Source organism: Natrialba magadii ATCC 43099 (genome assembly GCF_000025625.1).
Lineage (GTDB): Archaea > Halobacteriota > Halobacteria > Halobacteriales > Natrialbaceae > Natrialba > Natrialba magadii.
In genome coordinates this window covers 2,397,951-2,414,484 of the sequence record NC_013922.1, presented here as the reverse complement: position 1 = coordinate 2,414,484, position 16,534 = coordinate 2,397,951, and the positions used below count along the sequence as shown (strand labels likewise).

The 16,534-nt window shown below is 61.7% G+C and carries 19 protein-coding genes; 9 read left to right on the top strand and 10 right to left on the bottom strand.

The window, feature by feature from the left end; all coding sequences use genetic code 11:
- Positions 1 to 18: 18 nt before the first annotated feature.
- Complete coding sequence (gene phnD, locus NMAG_RS11345) at positions 19 to 1,203, bottom strand: phosphate/phosphite/phosphonate ABC transporter substrate-binding protein (RefSeq protein ID WP_004215504.1); 1,185 nt, start codon at positions 1,201 to 1,203, stop codon at positions 19 to 21.
- 205 nt (positions 1,204 to 1,408) lie between these two features.
- Here phnD and NMAG_RS11340 point away from each other — a divergent pair, with 205 nt between their 5' ends.
- Complete coding sequence (locus NMAG_RS11340; RefSeq protein ID WP_004215505.1) at positions 1,409 to 2,095, top strand: hypothetical protein; 687 nt, start codon at positions 1,409 to 1,411, stop codon at positions 2,093 to 2,095.
- A gap of 148 nt (positions 2,096 to 2,243) precedes the next feature.
- Here NMAG_RS11340 and NMAG_RS11335 read toward each other — a convergent pair whose 3' ends face one another.
- The 8 genes from NMAG_RS11335 to NMAG_RS11300 all read right to left on the bottom strand — a co-directional run bounded on the left by NMAG_RS11335 (position 2,244) and on the right by NMAG_RS11300 (position 8,874).
- On the bottom strand, positions 2,244 to 2,675 hold the full coding sequence (locus NMAG_RS11335) for an arsenate-mycothiol transferase ArsC (protein WP_004215506.1): 432 nt from the start codon (positions 2,673 to 2,675) through the stop codon (positions 2,244 to 2,246).
- Positions 2,672 to 3,706: a PhoU domain-containing protein gene (locus tag NMAG_RS11330; protein ID WP_004215507.1), complete on the bottom strand. Its 1,035-nt coding sequence runs from the start codon at positions 3,704 to 3,706 to the stop codon at positions 2,672 to 2,674. The genes NMAG_RS11335 and NMAG_RS11330 overlap by 4 nt, the downstream gene beginning before the upstream one ends.
- Entirely contained in the window at positions 3,706 to 4,365 is a 660-nt protein-coding gene (gene phoU, locus NMAG_RS11325) for a phosphate signaling complex protein PhoU (protein ID WP_004215508.1), read from the bottom strand. Before phoU ends, NMAG_RS11330 begins: the two co-directional genes overlap by 1 nt.
- Before the next feature lie 2 nt (positions 4,366 to 4,367).
- Complete coding sequence (gene pstB / locus NMAG_RS11320; protein ID WP_004215509.1) at positions 4,368 to 5,255, bottom strand: phosphate ABC transporter ATP-binding protein PstB; 888 nt, start codon at positions 5,253 to 5,255, stop codon at positions 4,368 to 4,370.
- A complete protein-coding gene (gene pstA, locus NMAG_RS11315) occupies positions 5,248 to 6,168 on the bottom strand; it encodes a phosphate ABC transporter permease PstA (protein WP_004215510.1) in 921 nt (306 codons plus the stop codon). The genes pstB and pstA overlap by 8 nt, the downstream gene beginning before the upstream one ends.
- On the bottom strand, positions 6,165 to 7,241 hold the full coding sequence (gene pstC / locus NMAG_RS11310) for a phosphate ABC transporter permease subunit PstC (RefSeq protein WP_004215511.1): 1,077 nt from the start codon (positions 7,239 to 7,241) through the stop codon (positions 6,165 to 6,167). Before pstC ends, pstA begins: the two co-directional genes overlap by 4 nt.
- Positions 7,242 to 7,275: 34 nt before the next feature.
- A complete protein-coding gene (locus NMAG_RS11305) occupies positions 7,276 to 8,304 on the bottom strand; it encodes a PstS family phosphate ABC transporter substrate-binding protein (protein ID WP_004215512.1) in 1,029 nt (342 codons plus the stop codon).
- A gap of 216 nt (positions 8,305 to 8,520) precedes the next feature.
- The gene (locus NMAG_RS11300) at positions 8,521 to 8,874 is read right to left on the bottom strand and encodes a hypothetical protein (protein WP_004215513.1); all 354 of its coding nucleotides are present in this window, start codon (positions 8,872 to 8,874) and stop codon (positions 8,521 to 8,523) included.
- Positions 8,875 to 9,083: 209 nt separating this feature from the next.
- Between NMAG_RS11300 and NMAG_RS11295 the strand changes: the two genes are divergently transcribed.
- The 4 genes from NMAG_RS11295 to NMAG_RS11280 all read left to right on the top strand — a co-directional run bounded on the left by NMAG_RS11295 (position 9,084) and on the right by NMAG_RS11280 (position 12,574).
- Positions 9,084 to 10,088: a phosphate uptake regulator PhoU gene (locus NMAG_RS11295; RefSeq protein ID WP_004215514.1), complete on the top strand. Its 1,005-nt coding sequence runs from the start codon at positions 9,084 to 9,086 to the stop codon at positions 10,086 to 10,088.
- Positions 10,089 to 10,197: 109 nt separating this feature from the next.
- On the top strand, positions 10,198 to 10,728 hold the full coding sequence (locus NMAG_RS11290) for an SRPBCC family protein (RefSeq protein WP_004215515.1): 531 nt from the start codon (positions 10,198 to 10,200) through the stop codon (positions 10,726 to 10,728).
- A 92-nt stretch (positions 10,729 to 10,820) separates the two neighbouring features.
- Positions 10,821 to 11,438, top strand: coding sequence for a nitrous oxide reductase accessory protein NosL (locus NMAG_RS11285; protein WP_004215517.1), 618 nt, complete (start codon positions 10,821 to 10,823; stop codon positions 11,436 to 11,438).
- A 227-nt stretch (positions 11,439 to 11,665) separates the two neighbouring features.
- Positions 11,666 to 12,574 (top strand): DMT family transporter, encoded by a 909-nt coding sequence (locus NMAG_RS11280; RefSeq protein ID WP_004215518.1) that lies wholly within the window; start codon positions 11,666 to 11,668, stop codon positions 12,572 to 12,574.
- A 28-nt stretch (positions 12,575 to 12,602) separates the two neighbouring features.
- Here the strand turns inward: NMAG_RS11280 and NMAG_RS11275 are convergent, their stop codons facing one another.
- Complete coding sequence (locus tag NMAG_RS11275; RefSeq protein ID WP_004215519.1) at positions 12,603 to 12,944, bottom strand: cupin domain-containing protein; 342 nt, start codon at positions 12,942 to 12,944, stop codon at positions 12,603 to 12,605.
- A 144-nt stretch (positions 12,945 to 13,088) separates the two neighbouring features.
- Between NMAG_RS11275 and NMAG_RS11270 the strand changes: the two genes are divergently transcribed.
- The 4 genes from NMAG_RS11270 (at position 13,089) to NMAG_RS11255 (ending at position 16,532) form a co-directional block, all read left to right on the top strand.
- Positions 13,089 to 13,997 (top strand): ABC transporter substrate-binding protein, encoded by a 909-nt coding sequence (locus tag NMAG_RS11270; RefSeq protein ID WP_004215523.1) that lies wholly within the window; start codon positions 13,089 to 13,091, stop codon positions 13,995 to 13,997.
- A gap of 68 nt (positions 13,998 to 14,065) precedes the next feature.
- Positions 14,066 to 15,097 (top strand): ABC transporter substrate-binding protein, encoded by a 1,032-nt coding sequence (locus tag NMAG_RS11265; RefSeq protein WP_191219380.1) that lies wholly within the window; start codon positions 14,066 to 14,068, stop codon positions 15,095 to 15,097.
- Entirely contained in the window at positions 15,094 to 16,095 is a 1,002-nt protein-coding gene (locus NMAG_RS11260) for an ABC transporter substrate-binding protein (RefSeq protein WP_004215526.1), read from the top strand. Before NMAG_RS11265 ends, NMAG_RS11260 begins: the two co-directional genes overlap by 4 nt.
- Positions 16,096 to 16,103: 8 nt before the next feature.
- On the top strand, positions 16,104 to 16,532 hold the full coding sequence (locus tag NMAG_RS11255; protein ID WP_004215527.1) for a VOC family protein: 429 nt from the start codon (positions 16,104 to 16,106) through the stop codon (positions 16,530 to 16,532).
- Positions 16,533 to 16,534 lie beyond the last annotated feature (2 nt).

Here is a 16,534-nt window from a genome sequence, read left to right as displayed (position 1 = left end):
TAACTGGGTGGGTATGGTTTAGAGGTTCGCTTCGTCGTACTCGACGCCGTTGTACTGCTGATTGACCATTACGTCGTGCCAATGGTTCACGTAGTCAACCTCCTCATAGGTCGGGTAGCCTGCCTCTTCGCCGAACACGGTTCCCGACCAGTCCGTGTTCAGGAAGGTCTCACGGGCGCCCTGGATGATATCCTCGTGAAGGTTGTACCGGTAGCCGACCGGTCCGGGCGGGAACGGATCAGCCGCCGAGACGACCTTGAAGTCGTCCCAGTCGATGTTGTCGACGGCGTCGACTGTTTGCTCCATACAGGTACTACAGATTGGGCCGCAGTCGTAGTCCCCGTAGGCAATTCCTCGAGTAGATTGTTCGTGTCCTCCGGACATCTCGGGATCGTAGTTCTCCCCGACCGTGAGCCCAAAGTGTTCGTCGAACAGCGCAGACGGCGCCTGATTCCCGGAATTCGACGATTCTTCGGTGTGTGTCGCTCGGAAGTCGGTAAAGTCCGAGACGCTCTGGATCTCGTCCATGTCCGCGCGAGTGATCGCCAGGAGCCGGTACCCGAACTCGCCGTCCCCCGCGACCCCCATCGCCAGCGGCACCATGCCGGCCATGTTCACACCGAACGGCGTGTTGCCGGTCGCGAAGTTCGCGATATGGATCCGCTCCGAGCGCATCCCCTCAACGACCGCCGCGTAACTCTCGATGGTCTGGAATTCGACGTCCCGGCCCGTCTCTGCCTCGAGCTTTTCGATCATCGGTTCCAGCTGGTCAGCATAGGCCTGTTCGCTATCCTCCCGGGGTAAGTCGGCGTACACAATCGGATCGGGATCGATCCACTCCGATGGATCGTCAGGATGCTCGACCGGTTCCCGCCCGTACACTGCCTCGGTCCGGCCGCGGTCTGCCATCTGCTCGAGGTCGAACTCCGATCCCCGAATGAAGTCGTGTTCGACCATCTGACTGCCGAGATAGTTGTTGTTCTCCCAGTCGGGGTTTTGCGGGTCGAACGAGTCAGAGAGCATTTCGTCCTCGGGTTCACTGTCGCCGTTGCCTCCACCGCCACCCAATCCTGCACCCGCTTGACTGTCACTGTCGTCTCCGTCAAGACAGCCCGCGAGGACCGACGTGCCGATCGCGCCGGTCGCCAGTACGAATGTTCGTCTCGAGGACCATCCACCGGAACGTGACTGTCGTTTTGTCATCACCAGTCAGTCCGCATGCCTTCCTAAATACCTCTTATATTTTTTATATAACTTGGGAGGGAAACGGACGTGCCGGAACACAGCTATCTGGTTGTCAATGAGTGAGGCGTGTGTTGCTGTGCTACTATAGAGTACTCTATCGGGGTATCGACTCGAACGTAACGAACATAGTGAAACACTCCCTGTTGCCCGTTCGATCGATCGTATGCTCCGAAAACGGCTGTTTCGTCGCGGATCGACCGAACCGCCAGACTTCGACCCCGCAGCCGTACCAGCATCGCCAACTACCGAGATTCGTGATATCGGTGGTCAAGAGTTCCACTGCCGCGCTGTCGAGTCACCGGACGAAAAGTGGCGACTGGTGTTCGGACGAGTGATCGATGGCTCGGATTCGTATGCGTTCGTAATCGACGACGGAACAATCGTCACCAAACAACGTGTCTCCCGGCCAGTCAACGGCACAATCGCAAACGATGGAACGGCAGCACTTGTCTGTGACACTCGTTCGACGACAATCGGGAGTACACTCCTCGTGCTCGAATCAGATGGCGGTCGGCTCAGTAGACAGTTCGACGCAACGTTGGATCAACCAGCGATCCGGGCGACGGGTGAGCTCGTTGCGGTCGCCGCACGGCCACCGTTGTCGACCGTTTACTTGATCGATAGCCGGACAACCGACGACATCGGTTCGTATCCAGTTCGTGGCCGGACGCCACAGATACTCGGGTTCCACGGTGACGATGGCTACCTGTACGTCGGCGTCCGGGCGACGACCGACCCATACGTGGGATTCGATGCCGATGCCGACGTTGTCTGGGGAAGCGATCGGTACTGGGCATCGCGGCCTCTCACGGACCGCGTCGAATCAGCACTCGGGATACTTCGGCCCTGACGTAAGAGAGTCGTTAGCGCCAGCTGACGGGCATAGGGCACGTATTCCAGCTGTCAAAACGAGTGCGATCCAGTGATGACAAGCCCGCTGTGACGTCGAAGGCTGGACAGTACTTTGTGGAGAAGACCACTCACACCGCTCGGGGAACTCAATCCTGTGTCTGCCGTTCGAGTTCGTCGAACAACGCTTCAACGCGAGTTCTGATTGCCTCGCGTATTTCGCGGACGTCCTCGAGTGCTCGCCCGTGTGGGTCAGTCAGGTCCCAGTCTCGAGCGTCACCGCGCCAGGTAGCAGGACAGACCCCGTCTGCAGAACAGCCCATCGTGATGACGATATCGCAGGTTTCGATCGCCCCAGGAGTGATTTCTCGTGGCTGCCGATCGGACATGTCAATTCCGACCTCGTCCATGACCGTCAGTACGACATCGTGAACGCTGCCAGCGGGATCAGTTCCGCCGGTACGGATACGAACGTGGTCTTCGAGTCCTCGCGCCCGCTGTTCCCGTTCAGCGAACGCAGTCGCCATCTGGCTCCGGCCAGCGTTCTGTACGCAGACGAAACCGAGTGTCGTTGGGTTCATGAGTGTGATCCTCTTTCGGCAAGACCACGGTCCAGTAGTGTCGATTCAGTCATCGTGTCGGCGATGAAACGACCGTTCGTCGTCGTTTGCCGGAGTCGCCTGATGACTGCACCGTACAGATACGCATTTGGGACCGTTCCGCTGTAGAGGGACTGATCGAGGTCGTCTAGCTTCGGTTCGACGGCAGTTGCCGTTTCGTACGCTGACTCGGCGTCTCCCTCGAGCGCCAACTCGAGAACAGCACGGACGTCAGCGGCGACCAACTCGAGTTGCTCAGCGAACGACTCCTCGGGCGGTGCTGCTTGCTGTGTCGCAACCGCCGCGATACGTTCCGCGTGGGCAGCGATACGCTCCAGACTGCGAGCAACTCGGTATTCGCGGAACGCTGCGACCCGGTCGGTGCCGAGTTGTTCTACCTCGTGGACGTCCTCGAGGCCACGGTGAAACCCCCGGCAGACGAACGCAAACAGACGATTGATATCGTCGTCACGGGTGAGCACACGGTTAGCGAGGTCTTCGTCGCCGGTGACGAGTGCTGTGATCGCGTCGGTATACATTTCGGTGACGAGTTGCTGTGCCTGGGTGATCGTCTGGGGGAGAGACACGTCGCTGGCATCGAGCACGTTCGTGATCGTCAGGCTGTCACCGGTATCCTCCTGGATGGTGAGACCAATAAGCCGACTTGTGGAACGTTCGATCATCCGACGGAGCCGCGAGTCAGTCTCCTCGAGATTGGTGACCGTGATCCGGTCGAAGCCGGTCTTGTACGCAACCTCGACGCGGCGCAACGCGATGTCACCAGCGGCGGTGTCCGCGTCGATCGTCACGGTTCGATCCTGAACGGAGGCAGTCTCAGGTGCAGCGACCAGTCGGTCTGCGTGGGGATAGAGGTACATCGACATGCCGGGTTCGAGGTCCTGTTCGACTGCCCACGACTTCGGCAGTGAGACGACGAACGTCGAGTTACCGGCCATCTGGATCTTCCGTTCGACGGGATCGGCCAGACCGAGTGTCAGCTCTTCGTGTTTCATCAGTAGAGTAGCGTCTCGTCGTTGTCGACCATGTACAGCGTTCGCGCGGCAATGTTGACGGCGTGATCGCCAACCCGTTCCAGATCGCGGATCGTAAGCAGTATCCGCGAGACATCCTCGAGGAGCTTCTCGTCCGACGGGTCAGCTGTCAGTAACTCCTGAACGACGGTCCGGCTGGCTCGTTCGCAAAGCGCATCGATCTCGTCATCTGTCGCAGCGATCTCGTGAGTCGCTGCCGAATCGTCTGTCGCATACGCCTGTATCGCATCCTCGAGCAGCAGAACCGTCTCGGTGCCGATATGGCTGACGTCGACGTCCGGGTAGCGCTCGTGGGTTGACTGGGTCGCGTACTCCGCTAAGTTCACGGCGAGATCGCCGACTCGTTCGAGGTCGGTGATAATCTTGAACGACGAGGCGATGAAGCGCAGGTCGCCCGCGACCGGCTGCTGGAGGGCGAGCAATTCAACGCAGTCACTCTCGAGGTCGAGATACAGCTGATTGATTTCGTGGTCGCCCTCGATCACTCGCCCGGCGAGCGTGTCGTCACCTGTCTCGTAGGCTTCGAGCGCACGCCGAACCCGTTGACAGACAACGTCACTCATCTCGAGAATGTTCTCACGCAGTTCGTACAGTTGTTGCTGGTAGGCGTCTCGTGACATAGTTATCCGAACTTACCGGTGATGTAGTCCTCGACACGGTCGTCGTCGGGGTCCTCGAAAATCGTCGCAGTGTCGCCGAACTCGACGAGTTCACCGCCGGTGAGGAAGACGGCCGTCTTGTCGGAGATGCGTGCCGCCTGCTGCATGTTGTGGGTGACGATGATGACTGTGTACTCGTCGACCAGTTCGTCGATGAGGTCCTCGATTTTCGAGGCGGCGACAGGGTCGAGCGCCGATGTTGGCTCGTCCATCAGGATGACCTCGGGATCGGTTGCGATCGCCCGAGCGATGCAGAGCCGTTGTTGCTGGCCCCCCGAGAGGTCGAGGCCCGACTCGTCGAGCTGGTCCTCGACTTCGTCCCACAGCGCGGCTCCGCGAAGTGCGCGTTCGACTGCCGCATTGAGGTCCACCTCGGCGGCTTTTCCCTGGACGCGCAGGCCGTAGGCGACGTTGTCGTAGATCGACTTCGGGAACGGATTCGGCGACTGGAACACCTGGCCGATCGTTCGGCGAAGGGCGACGGGGTCGACGTCGTCGTCGTAGACGTTCTTCCCGCGGAAGTAGAGGTCGCCATCGACGCGTGCGGCCGGAATTCGATCGTTCATCCGATTGATCGACCGCAGGAACGTCGATTTGCCACAGCCCGAGGGACCGATCATGGCCGTCACGCGGTGTTCGGGAATCTCGATCGTAACGTTGTCGAGCGCCTGATCGTCACCATAGTAGACATCAAGCCCTTCCGCCCGAACGATCGTTTCGGCGCCTCCGGTGGCGCGACTCGCGCCGCGATCAACGCTGATCTCGGTTTCGATGATCGCGTCGTTCGGCGTGCTATCCGTTTCGGTCGTCGATTCGTCAGTCAGCCGTTCGTTTGACGTGTTGCTAGACATTGCTAATCGAGCCGCCGTCGGTTTCGTATCGTTTCCGCAGGTAGCCCGCGAGGGCGTACATCGCGACCAGGAACAACAGCAAGACGACGATTCCGAGTGCCGCCAGCCCGTTAAACATCCGGTCGGCCTGGTACGTCCAGTTGTAGATCTGCGTCGGCATCGCGCTGAACGACGAGAGCGGCCCCGACGGGTAGCGCGTCGCGTGCAGCATCGTGCCGACCATGATCAACGGCGCCGTCTCGCCAATGGCGCGGGCGAGCGCCAAAATGGTTCCAGTGAGGATGCCGGGCATCGCTTTCGGGAGCACCACCTGACGGATCGTCTGCCACTTCGTCGCGCCCATGGCATATGAGCCGTCGCGGACGCTGCTCGGCACCGCACGGATTGACTCGATCGAGGCAACGATAATGATCGGCACGATGAGCAACGCCAGGGCGATAGCACCTGCCAGGATAACCGATCCGAGTCCGGCGTCGTTGACGATCAGCGCCAGAACAAGCAGCCCGTAGACGATCGAGGGGACGCCTGCGAGGTTCGCGAGGTTTGCCTCGATCAGCCGGGTGACGCGGTTCTCCGGGGCGTACTCGACCAGGTAGATCGCACAGCCGACAGCGATGAAAAAGGCCAGGACGGCCGTCAGCGCCATCAACCAGAGCGAGGCGAGTATCGACGCCCCGAAACCGGCACGCTCGGCGCGCGATGAAGAAGTGGCGGTGAGGTAGTTGCCGAGGTCGATATCGAAGGTCACGAACGCCTGATAGGACTCCCAGACCACGTCGGCGATCAGCAGGAGTAGCATCACGAGTCCGAACAGCGAGGCAACGACGAGCGTGCCGTAGAAGACGCGGTTCAGCAGTTTCTCCCGGCTAAGATCGACATCCTCGAGGAAGTCGGTCTCTCGTTTCGTGCTCATCGGTACTCCTCCTGGAATCGGCGTTTCAACCGGTCGTTGAGCAGGTTCATCGATAGGGTCATCAGGAACAACAGCAGGCCGACTGCGAACAGACTCTGGTACTCGACGGTGCCGACCGCGGACGTGCCGCGAGCTATCGAGACCAGATAGGCGGTCATCGTCATGATCTCGGCGAAGGGGTTCGCCGTCAGATTCGCGTTAAATCCGGCCGCCAGCGTAACGGCCATCGTCTCACCGATCGCCCGCGAGAGCGCGAGGATGTACGAGGCGAAAATGCCTGACACGGCAGCGGGGAGAACGATACGTGTCGCAACCTGGTACTTCGTTGCACCGAGCGCGTACGCGCCGTTTCTGAGGTCGTCAGGAACCGCCTGCATGGCGTCCTCACTGATCGAGGACACCATTGGAATCGTCATCGTGCCGACGACGAGGATCCCCCCAAGAAGGCTGTAACGGCCGACGCTCACGCCCATCATCCACTCGGCCACAGGGTCGAGGACGAACGGAGCGAGGTAGCTGATCGAGTCGAACCACGAACCAGTCGGATTGACGACGTACGTGGCGATTCCGCTCACGATGACCGGCGTCACGAACGAGACCGCGAAGTACCCGTATACGATAGTAGGGATGCCAGCGAGGACCTCCAGCACCGGTTTGAGCCGATTTCGGGTGCCTGTCGTCGCATACTCCGAGAGGTACAGCGCCGTAGCGGTGCCGATCGGAATGGAGACCAATCCGGCACCGACGGTGATTGTAAGCGTTCCGGCGACGATCGGCAGTACGCCGTGTGCGGGCGTGGCGTGATCGGGTGCCCACCGAGTCCCGGTAAAGAATTCGGTGAACGTGACCGTTCGGACGATCGAGTCGCCGCCGAACAACACCTCGCTGATTCGTGCGCCGAAGAAGTAACTGGCCGCGTTGTCGAACAGGACCAGGAAGATGGCGACCGTGGTCACGACGGTAACCGCCGCACAGCCGAACAGCACTCGTCGAACACGCCTGTTCTTCTCGTGGGCGGCCTCGAGGCTGTCATCGCCCGAAATACCCGGCCCGGATGGTGTCTCTGTACTCATGGGTGCAGTGAAAAGCGATCGTCAATCAGTCAGTTCAGGGATCCTGGCGTTCGACCGTGATCTCGTCGGGATCCTCGCCGATCGATTCGATCACCGAATCGAGCTGATCGTGGTTGTCGACGATGTCCTGGTCGGTCGCTCGGTAAAAGTCGACGGTCGTCGCGAACTCGTGCTGGTTGTTGATGTAGAACCGCGCGAACGAGGCGATCAGGTCCGGGTTCTCCTCGAGTTCGGCGTGATTGAAGTAGAAGAAGAGTGGACGGGCGAGCGGCGAGTATTCCCCGCCTTCGATGTACTGCTCTTCCGGTGGGTAGAAGTCCCCATCCAGCTCGCTCTCTACCGCGACGGTTTTCAGGGTGCCGTCCTGTTCCTGGAGACTCCGAAGGTGGCCGACACCACCCCAGCCGAGGGCGTACTCGTTATCGGCGACAGCGTCCCAGATTTCGTCAGTCTGGCTCGTTGCGGAGTAGTCGTCGCGGATGTTCCCCATTTCGCCGTTAATATTCTCAGTGAAGTAGTCGAACGTCCCCGATGCGGAGTCTCGTGCATGCAGTGCGATATCCTCGTCCGGCCACTCGTCGCGAACGTCGCTCCACTGCTGGACATCTGATTCGAACTCCCAGATCTGGTTGAGTTCGTCGAGCGTGATCTGTTCACACCAGTCGTTGTCCTCATTGACACCGACTGCGAGTGTATCCTGTCCGACGGTGTAGTGAGTGTACTCGACGTCGTTCTCGCCACAGAGATCGATCTCCTCCTCGGTAATCTCTCGGCTCGCGCTCTGGAACGCGGAGTTCGCGCGGCAGAACTCCTGGAATCCAGCCCCGGTCCCCTCTGGTTCGACGTTGACACCGACGCCTGAGTACTCGGCCTCGAAGTCCTCGGCGGCAATCTGCGTAATCGGTGCTACCGTGTTAGAGCCAGAGGCTTGAATCGTCCCGGAGAGTCCGTCCTCGTCTCCACCGAGACAGCCAGCTAGCGACAGTGCGCCGATACTTCCGATCGTCGCGATTGCCGATCGTCGACTCAGTCCGCGTCCACGCAAGTTCTGGCTTGGTGCCATCGACCGGTGGTTCCAATGGTGGATATAAAAACCATGCTAATAACTATATATCTGAGTACTTGATTATATAGTCTCCTCACGAGCCGTTTGGAGCGATATGAACGCCCCTATAGCCGAACGTAGACCACGAGTACAAGGGCCAGCCAGGGTGAATCCAGCGTGGAAAATCCGAGCGGCATCTCGAGGCTACACCGGAAGTCGCCTGTACGGGAGGGCTCACGAGGGATCGTTAGCACTCGAGAAGCGGCCGAGCACGAGTCCCGCAATCACGTCGAAACACCCGAACGCGATTGCGAGTCCCGAGAGCGCCACAGGATCGAGCCCCAGACCGATCCCGGGAAGCGCCTCCAAGAACCCGATACCGCCGACGGCGAGAATACCGACCGAGCCCTGGAACGCATCGGTTCCATCGCCGAACGCCATCCAGATGACGCCAGTGATGACCACGATGGATGCAGCGAACCAGAACGGGGCGATTGCGGCCGTCCCGACTAAGAGGACGCCGCCACCGACAACTCCCACGCCCGACATTCGTAGCCGCATCGGCCCGGTCGAAGACTCGTCGGCCATACGTCAGCATCCGGTCGACTGAGTAAAACGGTTCCTATTTCGCCAGTGTATATAGAAATATAGAGTTCACAATAGAGTTCGATAGAACTAGGGTGTAATAGGGTCCAATACTCACCACTATAGTCGATATCTGAGCCCACTAAAGCCATATTTTGTCTATCTATATAGTCACAGACAGATTTATGGTCTCTCTATCGGCAACTCCTCCCATGGAGACGCGAAAAGTCCAGGTGACTGGCGGCTCGACGTACACTGTCTCGCTTCCGAAGACGTGGGCGACCGAAAACGACGTCAGCAGCGGCGACACAGTCGAACTGTACGCCGACGACGAGACACTCCTCGTGACACCCCAAACCGACGTCGACCATCAGGAAGGGACGCTGGACGTAGCGACCCTTGAGGGCACAGAGCTCGTCCGAGCGGTCTTCACGATGTACGTCAGGGGGTTCGATGTTATTCGCCTCGAGGCAAACCGCATCACGACCGACCAGCGGCGAGCGATCCGCAGCGCCGTTCAGGGGCTCGTCGGCGTCGAAGTCGTCGAGGAGGGAACCGACCACGTCGTGGTGCAGGACTTGCTCGACTCCGCGGAGCTCTCGATCGTCAACGCTGTCACGCGCATGCGCCTGATCGCCACGTCGATGCTCGAGGATTCGGTCACCGCCCTCGTCGAGAACGACGACGACATAGCCACCGACGTGATCGAACGCGACGACGACGTCGACCGTCTCTTTCTCGTCGTCTCGCGCATCTTCCGTGCGACGCTTCGCTCTCCTCGCGCCGCCGAAGGCCTCGGCGTCTCCCGCGAGGACTGCTTCGACTTCCACTCGAGTGCCCGCCAGCTCGAGCGGGTAGCCGACCACGCGGTGAAAATCGCCCAGCTCGCACGCAAGCTCGAGGAGATTCCGGCTGACGTGGCGGATGGCCTGTGTGCGCTCCACGAGGATGCAGCGACGATTCTCGAGCAGGCGCTGGACGCACTGTTTGCCGAAGACAGCGAGTCGGCGACCGAACTGGGCCACGCTGCACTCGAGTCGGTGCTGGCAATCGACGAGCATACACGCCAGATTGACGATCTGCTGCGGGAACTCGAGCCGGTGCAGGCGCAGTCGCTGGGGTTGATTTTGGATTCGCTCTCGCGGAGTGCGGATTACGGTGGGAATATTGCGGAGACGGCGTTGCAGAAGGCGGCGCCGCGGCCGTCGCGGGTGTAGGGTGTTCGTGGCTGTAGGCTGTTCGCTGGTATAGGGCGTGTTTGCAGCTAGCACTGCAGGACGACCGGTCGCCCACACGGATTTTGTGCTGGACGACGTACCGACTGTCATGGCCACCTACGAACGGCGAACAACCATCCGGGCACCACTCGAGTCCGTCTGGGAATTTCACAGCACCGTTGCGGGACTCGAGGCGCTGACACCCGACTGGCTCGGGCTGCGCGTCGAGGCAGTGATCGGTCCCGACGGCGAACGGCGGGGAGACCCACAGTCAGTGACTCTCGAGGCCGGCACCGAGATTTCGCTGTCGCTCCAGCCGTTTGGACAGGGACCGCGCCAGCACTGGACCTCGCGGATCACCGAGCGAACGCGCGGGGACGGCATCGCACGATTCCGGGATACGATGGACGATGGCCCGTTCGAGCACTGGGAGCACAGCCACACGTTCGCCGGCGACGACGAGCAGACGACGATCATCGACCGAGTGGACTATCGGCTCCCGTTCGGCCCGCTCGGCACGCTTGCAACACCGTTTTCGGTCGTTGGCTTCGAAGGAATGTTTCGTCAGCGACATCGTGAGACGAGGCGGGTACTCGAGACCGGACAAGGAAACGAAACGCGTGGACGGACGCGAGTCTGAGCCCGTGTGGTCGGTGCGTGAGTCGTCTGAGAGCGGTAATAATCGAGAATTGAACCACGGCCGTTTTGAGCGCCCCACGAGTAGGGCTATCTATGACTGATCGCGCGGACCGTGCAGACGAGTCGTTCGCTCGGCGGGCAGTGCTCGGATCGCTGGGTGCGGGAACGGCTGTCGGGCTTGCCGGCTGTCTCGGCGGCTTCGGTGATGACGACGAGGACGAAAACGGCAACGATCGTCATCCATACGAGGCGCGGATGGTAGAGCACGACGGCGGCGAGCCGATCGAGTTCACGGACGATCAGGCCTGTGCGGTGTGCAATATGACGCCGGCGGGTTATCCGGCCTGGAAGGGCCAGCTTGCACACGAGAACGGTGAGGGGGCGGTGTTCGACACGCCAGGATGCCTGTTCGCCTATTATGTCGTGCCTCCGGTCGACGACTCGATCACGGACGCCTGGGTCACGGACTTCGAAACCGGTGAACTCATCGATGCGACAGAGGCGTACTTCGTCATCGTCACCAACGAGGATGCGGTGAGCGGCGAAACGATGGGGATTAACCCACGGCCATTTGCGGACCGCGAGGATGCCGTTTCCTACCTCGACGAGTGGGACGGCGAGGAGTTGACGGAAGACGACATCATCGGGCTGTCGGATGTCAGCCGCGAGATTGCGGAGATCTATCGCGGCAACCGGATGCCGGCCGAGTAAACAATATGTGATGTTCGGCTGTGGACTGCCTGTGACGTTCGGCTGTGGACTGCCTGTGACGTTCGGCTGTGGACTGCCTGTGACGTTCGGCTGTGGACTGCCTGTGACGTTCGGCTGTGGACTGCCTGTGACGTTCGGCTGTGGATAGTCTGTAATGTTCGGCTGCGGATAGTCTGTAATGTTCGGCTTTCGGAACAGGTTTACTCTCACAGTCGAGTCAGGACGACGTGAACAGGTCGGACCTCGAGGTAACGCCGTACGCCGCGCTCGCGTTCGCCATCTTCGCCGCGAGTACCAGCGCCATTCTGGTCCGCTGGAGTCACGCCCCGAGTTCGGTCGCCGCCTTCTACCGCGTGTTGTTTACCACGGTGATCGTCGCACCGATCGCTCTCTACTGGTACCGCGACGAGTTCGGCCGCCTCTCACGGAACGACCTCGGCTTCGCAATCGTCGCCGGCATCGCGCTCGCAATCCACTTTGCAGCCTGGTTCGAGAGCCTGAATCACACGAGCGTCGCCGCGAGCGTGACTCTCGTCCAGACTCAGCCAATCTTCGTCGCTATCGGCGCGGCGCTCGTCCTCGGTGAACGAGTCAACCGGGAGACGGTGATCGGAATCGCCATCGCGATGATCGGTGCGACCGCGATGTCACTCGGCGACGCCGGCGAGGCCCCAATTTCGGACGCGACGATGTACGGCAACGCACTCGCCATTCTGGGTGCGATCACCGTCGCGGGCTACGTGCTCGCCGGTCGATCGATCCGCCAGCGCGTCTCGCTGTTTCCCTACGTCACCGTGGTCTACACCGCCTGCGCGGTGACGCTCTTGCTTCTCGTCGGCGCGCAAGGGCACGATATCGTCGCCTACCCGCCGCGGGAGTGGCTGCTCTTCCTCGGGATGGCGATCGGTCCCGGCATCTTCGGGCACACGATCGTCAACTGGGTGCTCAAGCATCTCGAGTCGGTCGTCGTCAGCGTGGCCTGGCTCGGCGAACCCGTCGGGGCGACGCTGCTCGCGCTGGGGCTACTGGCAGAGGTGCCGGATGCGATTACGGTCCTCGGCGGTCTGATCGTGCTCGCGGGGATCTACGTGACGACGATCGAGCGCGAGCGACGGCGACGGCCGGAGACCGACTGAGGGTGCACACCGCAGACCCCGCCTGCTCCTATCGATCTCGCCACTCCGGCCGATTCCGCGGCGGTGCGAGCACTCCCAACCCCACCGCTGGCTCGCCACTTCGATTTTCAGCCCCGTGATACTCGTTGCTCGGGAACCTGTAGGCGTCGCCTTCCTCGAGGAGTACTTCCTCGTCCTCGAGGATCGCCGTCAGTGTTCCCGAGAGAACGTAGCCGATCTGTTCGTGCTCGTGTTCGTGCGTCGGCAGCGACGCCCCTGGGTCGATTTGCCAGTACTTCATGCTCGCCCGCTCGCCCATCGAGAGCGTCCCGAGAAAGACGCCGTCTGCGACCTCCTCGGTGACGACATCGGCCGTCTGTCTGTGGTCCATGTCACCAGTCACCAACCACTGTTGCCTCCACCCGTCTACTACGTGAATCTTGGTTCAGGATCCGATGACTGTATTCGCCGCCAACGAGCGTATAAAGGATTCCTAGAAACGTTTTATGCCGACCGTTATCGTGCAGTGTACTGCATGGCACAGAGTGACACACGTGACGAGATCCGAGTCTTTCACCTTCCCTTTTCGTTCATGCTGCCACAGCGGGTGGCAGCCGAGTGGGGCTACTTCGAGGCGGAAGGGCTCACGGTCGACCTCTTCGAACGAGACCGGCGGCAGGTCGACTGGAAGTACGTGCCGGCAGACTGGACACTGACCGGCGACGACGACGTCGACCTCTACCCGGTCTGCAAGTGGGAGAGCCTCCGCCGAACCTGGTCGCTCGACGATGGAACGATCGTCGCACACGGGGCGTTCGCCGACCTGCCCTATACGCTCTATACGCGACCAGAAACGGACATCGAGTCGCCGACCGATCTCGCCGGCGTGCCCGTCGGCGTCAACCGCCGCACCGGCCAGGAGTACACCGCCGTCAAAGCACTCGAGGAGCACCTCGAGCCAGAGGAAATCGAACTCGCCCATCACGGGATGCCGACCGACCGCCTGCAGGCACTTCGGGATGGCGAGGTCGACGCTGTAACGCTGCTCGACCCCCACAGCACCCTCGCCGAGCACCTCGGCTTCCAGCGGCTACTCGAGTTCGAGAATCACATCGGCGTCGTGGCGGGCGATAGCCTCGCCGAAGACGACCTCGACGCGTTCATGCGCGCCTACGAGCGCGCCGTGGATGCGATCAACGACGACCCACAGTCGTTTCGCGACGAGTATCTCGCGATGCTCGAGTCCGACGCCGAGGTCGCGCCGGACCTCTTCGCGGACGTCGACCTCGAGGCGATCCGCGAATCGGTGCGGGTACCCGAGTACGAGGTACCCGAGTTCGCAGAGCCGTCCGAACTGGACGGGGAACTCGAGTGGATGAAGGATCGGGAGTTGATCGACAGCGAGGCGGAGATTGGAACGATCGTGGCACCGTCGAAACAATGAGTTCTGATACCGATACCGAGACCGATACCGAGACCGAGACCGAGACAGGCACCGACGCAGGCACAGCAATGGACATCGAGACCCAGCAAGCGGCACTGGACGAGTTGCACGATAGTTCGGAGCGCACAGACCGTGCAGATACCGGCGGTGACCGTGACGGCGACCGTCCCGTCCTCCGCGCCCGCTTCGAGCACAACGGAAGCCCCCGCTACATGCTCTACACCATCAAGCGGTTCGGCTTCGACCACGACCACGGCTTCCACCTCGACGTCGAACTCGTCTCGGACGAACTGGAGGACGGCCTGGAAACCGTCGAGGCCAAACTGCACGGTGGCGACGCGGACCTGATCGACATCGACTACATCTCGACGGCACGCGAGCGAGCGAACGGCGCGCCGATCGTCGCGTTCCACCCCTACGGGCGGACCGTCGGCGGCCTCGTCGTCCCCGAGGAGTCGCCGATCGAGGACATTTCGGACCTCCCCGGCCATCGGGTTGGTGTCGTCCGCCGGCTTGACAAGAACTGGATTCTCACCCGGGCCGCCTGCCGCGAGTTCCACGGCTTCGATCCCGAGGACGAGGCTACGTCGGTCGAGGCGGGATCGAAGGTCGGGCTGACCCGAATGCTGCGCGACGGCGATATCGACGCCGCCCTCCAGTTCTGGCAGATCATCCCCGAAATCGTCGAGACTGGTCCCTACCGTGAGGCAGTGCCGATGGCCGACCTCGTCCAGCAGCTTTCGGGCGTCGAGCAGACGCTGCCGATCTCGACGTTCCTCACGAGTGAGGACTACCTCGCCGAAAATCCCAACGCCGTCAGCGGGTTCAAACGCGCCTACGCGGACGCCGTCGAGCAGTTACAGACGGACGACGGGCTCTGGGACGAACTCGGCGACCAGTTGATGTACGAGAACGACCCGACCGTCGTCCACGGCATTCGCGACCACTGGCGCGAGATGGTCGTCACCGACTGGGACGGAGAGACAGTCGACGCGATGGAGCGGCTGTTCGACCACCTGCTCGACGTCGCCGGCCCCGAGACGCTCGGCGTCGATCACATTCCGGACGACCTGTTCCGACTGGAGGTGTCCTCGCGATGACGAACGCGACTGTGGACTTCCAGCTCAACTGGGAACCTAACGGCTTTCAGGCTCCCTACTTCCTCGCACGTGACCGCGGCTTCTACGAGGACGAAGGCCTCGACGTACGGTTCGTCGAAGGCCACGGCTCGCCCTTCGCTGCCGAGCAGGCCGCGAAGGGACGTGCCGAGTTCGCTCTCGCGGGCGCGAGCGCCGTGCTCTCGATCCAGAGCCGCGGCCTCGACCCGCTCGCCGTCGCCGCCGTCACCGGGAAGACGCCAGCCGCGATCTACACCTTCCGGGACGAGTTCGGCGAGGCGCTGACCGACCCCGACCAACTTCGGGGCTGCACCATCGCGCCGTCGGCGACCAAGACGAGGATTCTGACGGCGCAGCTACTCGAGGACGAGGGCATCAGCGACGAAGTCGACCTGCTCGGCGTCGACGACCACACCCACCACCGCGTCCAGCACAAACTGCTCGACGGGCGCGTCGACGCCGCCGTCGGCGTCGTGACGAACGGCTACGAACTCGAGGCCGAGCACGACCGACAGGCCGACGAACTCCCGATCGGGGACCACCTCGGCGTCTACGGCATGATGCTCGTCACGAGTCCCGAATTCGCCAGCGAGGAGCCCGAGACGGTCCGCTCGTTCCTGCGAGCGACGGCCCGTGGCTGGGAAGCCGCGACGACCGATCCCGACGCGGCGATCGACGTGCTCGTCGAGCGAAACGCGACACTCGAGCGGAATCGCCCGGTCGAGCAGCGCAAGTTCGAGACGGCGGCGACCGACCTCCAGTTCACTGACCGTACTCGATCGGAGGGCTGGGGACTGCACGACGGCGAGCGCTGGCAGACGCTTGGGCAGACGCTCACGGAGACGGACCTCCTCGAGGGCGAGATTGATCCCGACGCGGTCTGGACGAACGAGTTCATCGACACCGAGGACGACGTGATCGGAAACTACGCAGAACGTGTCGGCGAGTCAGCGGAGACGGAAGCAGAACCGCGGACCTGACTACACCTATGGATGCAGTCGACCACATCAACATCGACGTCGACGATCTCACCCCCTGTTACGAGTTCTACCGTGACGAACTCGGACTCGAGGTTCGCCGCCCGCCCTCGGACTTCACAGGCGACCACGCCATGTTCCAGGTCGGTGACACCGTCGTCACGCTGGCCGAAACCGGCCGCGCCGACGGCTGGGGCGAGCGCGGACTGGACCACCCGCTCGACAAGGCACACATTGCCTTCGAGACCGACCGCGAGGAGTACGAGCGGATAATGGGTAAACTCGGCACGCAGTTCCCGAAGCAGGGTCCCTACGACTGGGACGAGTTCGAGGGGTTCTACTTCCTCGATCCGGACGGGAACTTACTCGAGGTGATCACCGACGAGTCGCCAGCGGGCGAGCGCGAGCGGCCGCTGCTCACGCACGACGACGTGGAGTAGTC

Excerpts from the sequence above, each read along its gene's own strand:
- phoU (WP_004215508.1), bottom strand. The coding sequence starts at position 4,365 with ATGTCACGAGACGCCTACCAGCAACAACTGTACGAACTGCGTGAGAAC.
- NMAG_RS11260 (WP_004215526.1), top strand. The coding sequence starts at position 15,094 with ATGACGAACGCGACTGTGGACTTCCAGCTCAACTGGGAACCTAACGGC.
- NMAG_RS11305 (WP_004215512.1), bottom strand. The coding sequence starts at position 8,304 with ATGGCACCAAGCCAGAACTTGCGTGGACGCGGACTGAGTCGACGATCG.
- NMAG_RS11270 (WP_004215523.1), top strand. The coding sequence starts at position 13,089 with ATGGCACAGAGTGACACACGTGACGAGATCCGAGTCTTTCACCTTCCC.
- NMAG_RS11265 (WP_191219380.1), top strand. The coding sequence starts at position 14,066 with ATGGACATCGAGACCCAGCAAGCGGCACTGGACGAGTTGCACGATAGT.
- NMAG_RS11295 (WP_004215514.1), top strand. The coding sequence starts at position 9,084 with ATGGAGACGCGAAAAGTCCAGGTGACTGGCGGCTCGACGTACACTGTC.
- NMAG_RS11290 (WP_004215515.1), top strand. The coding sequence starts at position 10,198 with ATGGCCACCTACGAACGGCGAACAACCATCCGGGCACCACTCGAGTCC.
- pstB (WP_004215509.1), bottom strand. The coding sequence starts at position 5,255 with ATGTCTAGCAACACGTCAAACGAACGGCTGACTGACGAATCGACGACC.
- pstC (WP_004215511.1), bottom strand. The coding sequence starts at position 7,241 with ATGAGTACAGAGACACCATCCGGGCCGGGTATTTCGGGCGATGACAGC.
- NMAG_RS11300 (WP_004215513.1), bottom strand. The coding sequence starts at position 8,874 with ATGGCCGACGAGTCTTCGACCGGGCCGATGCGGCTACGAATGTCGGGC.
- NMAG_RS11275 (WP_004215519.1), bottom strand. The coding sequence starts at position 12,944 with ATGGACCACAGACAGACGGCCGATGTCGTCACCGAGGAGGTCGCAGAC.
- NMAG_RS11340 (WP_004215505.1), top strand. The coding sequence starts at position 1,409 with ATGCTCCGAAAACGGCTGTTTCGTCGCGGATCGACCGAACCGCCAGAC.
- NMAG_RS11255 (WP_004215527.1), top strand. The coding sequence starts at position 16,104 with ATGGATGCAGTCGACCACATCAACATCGACGTCGACGATCTCACCCCC.
- NMAG_RS11335 (WP_004215506.1), bottom strand. The coding sequence starts at position 2,675 with ATGAACCCAACGACACTCGGTTTCGTCTGCGTACAGAACGCTGGCCGG.
- NMAG_RS11285 (WP_004215517.1), top strand. The coding sequence starts at position 10,821 with ATGACTGATCGCGCGGACCGTGCAGACGAGTCGTTCGCTCGGCGGGCA.
- pstA (WP_004215510.1), bottom strand. The coding sequence starts at position 6,168 with ATGAGCACGAAACGAGAGACCGACTTCCTCGAGGATGTCGATCTTAGC.
- phnD (WP_004215504.1), bottom strand. The coding sequence starts at position 1,203 with ATGACAAAACGACAGTCACGTTCCGGTGGATGGTCCTCGAGACGAACA.
- NMAG_RS11330 (WP_004215507.1), bottom strand. The coding sequence starts at position 3,706 with ATGAAACACGAAGAGCTGACACTCGGTCTGGCCGATCCCGTCGAACGG.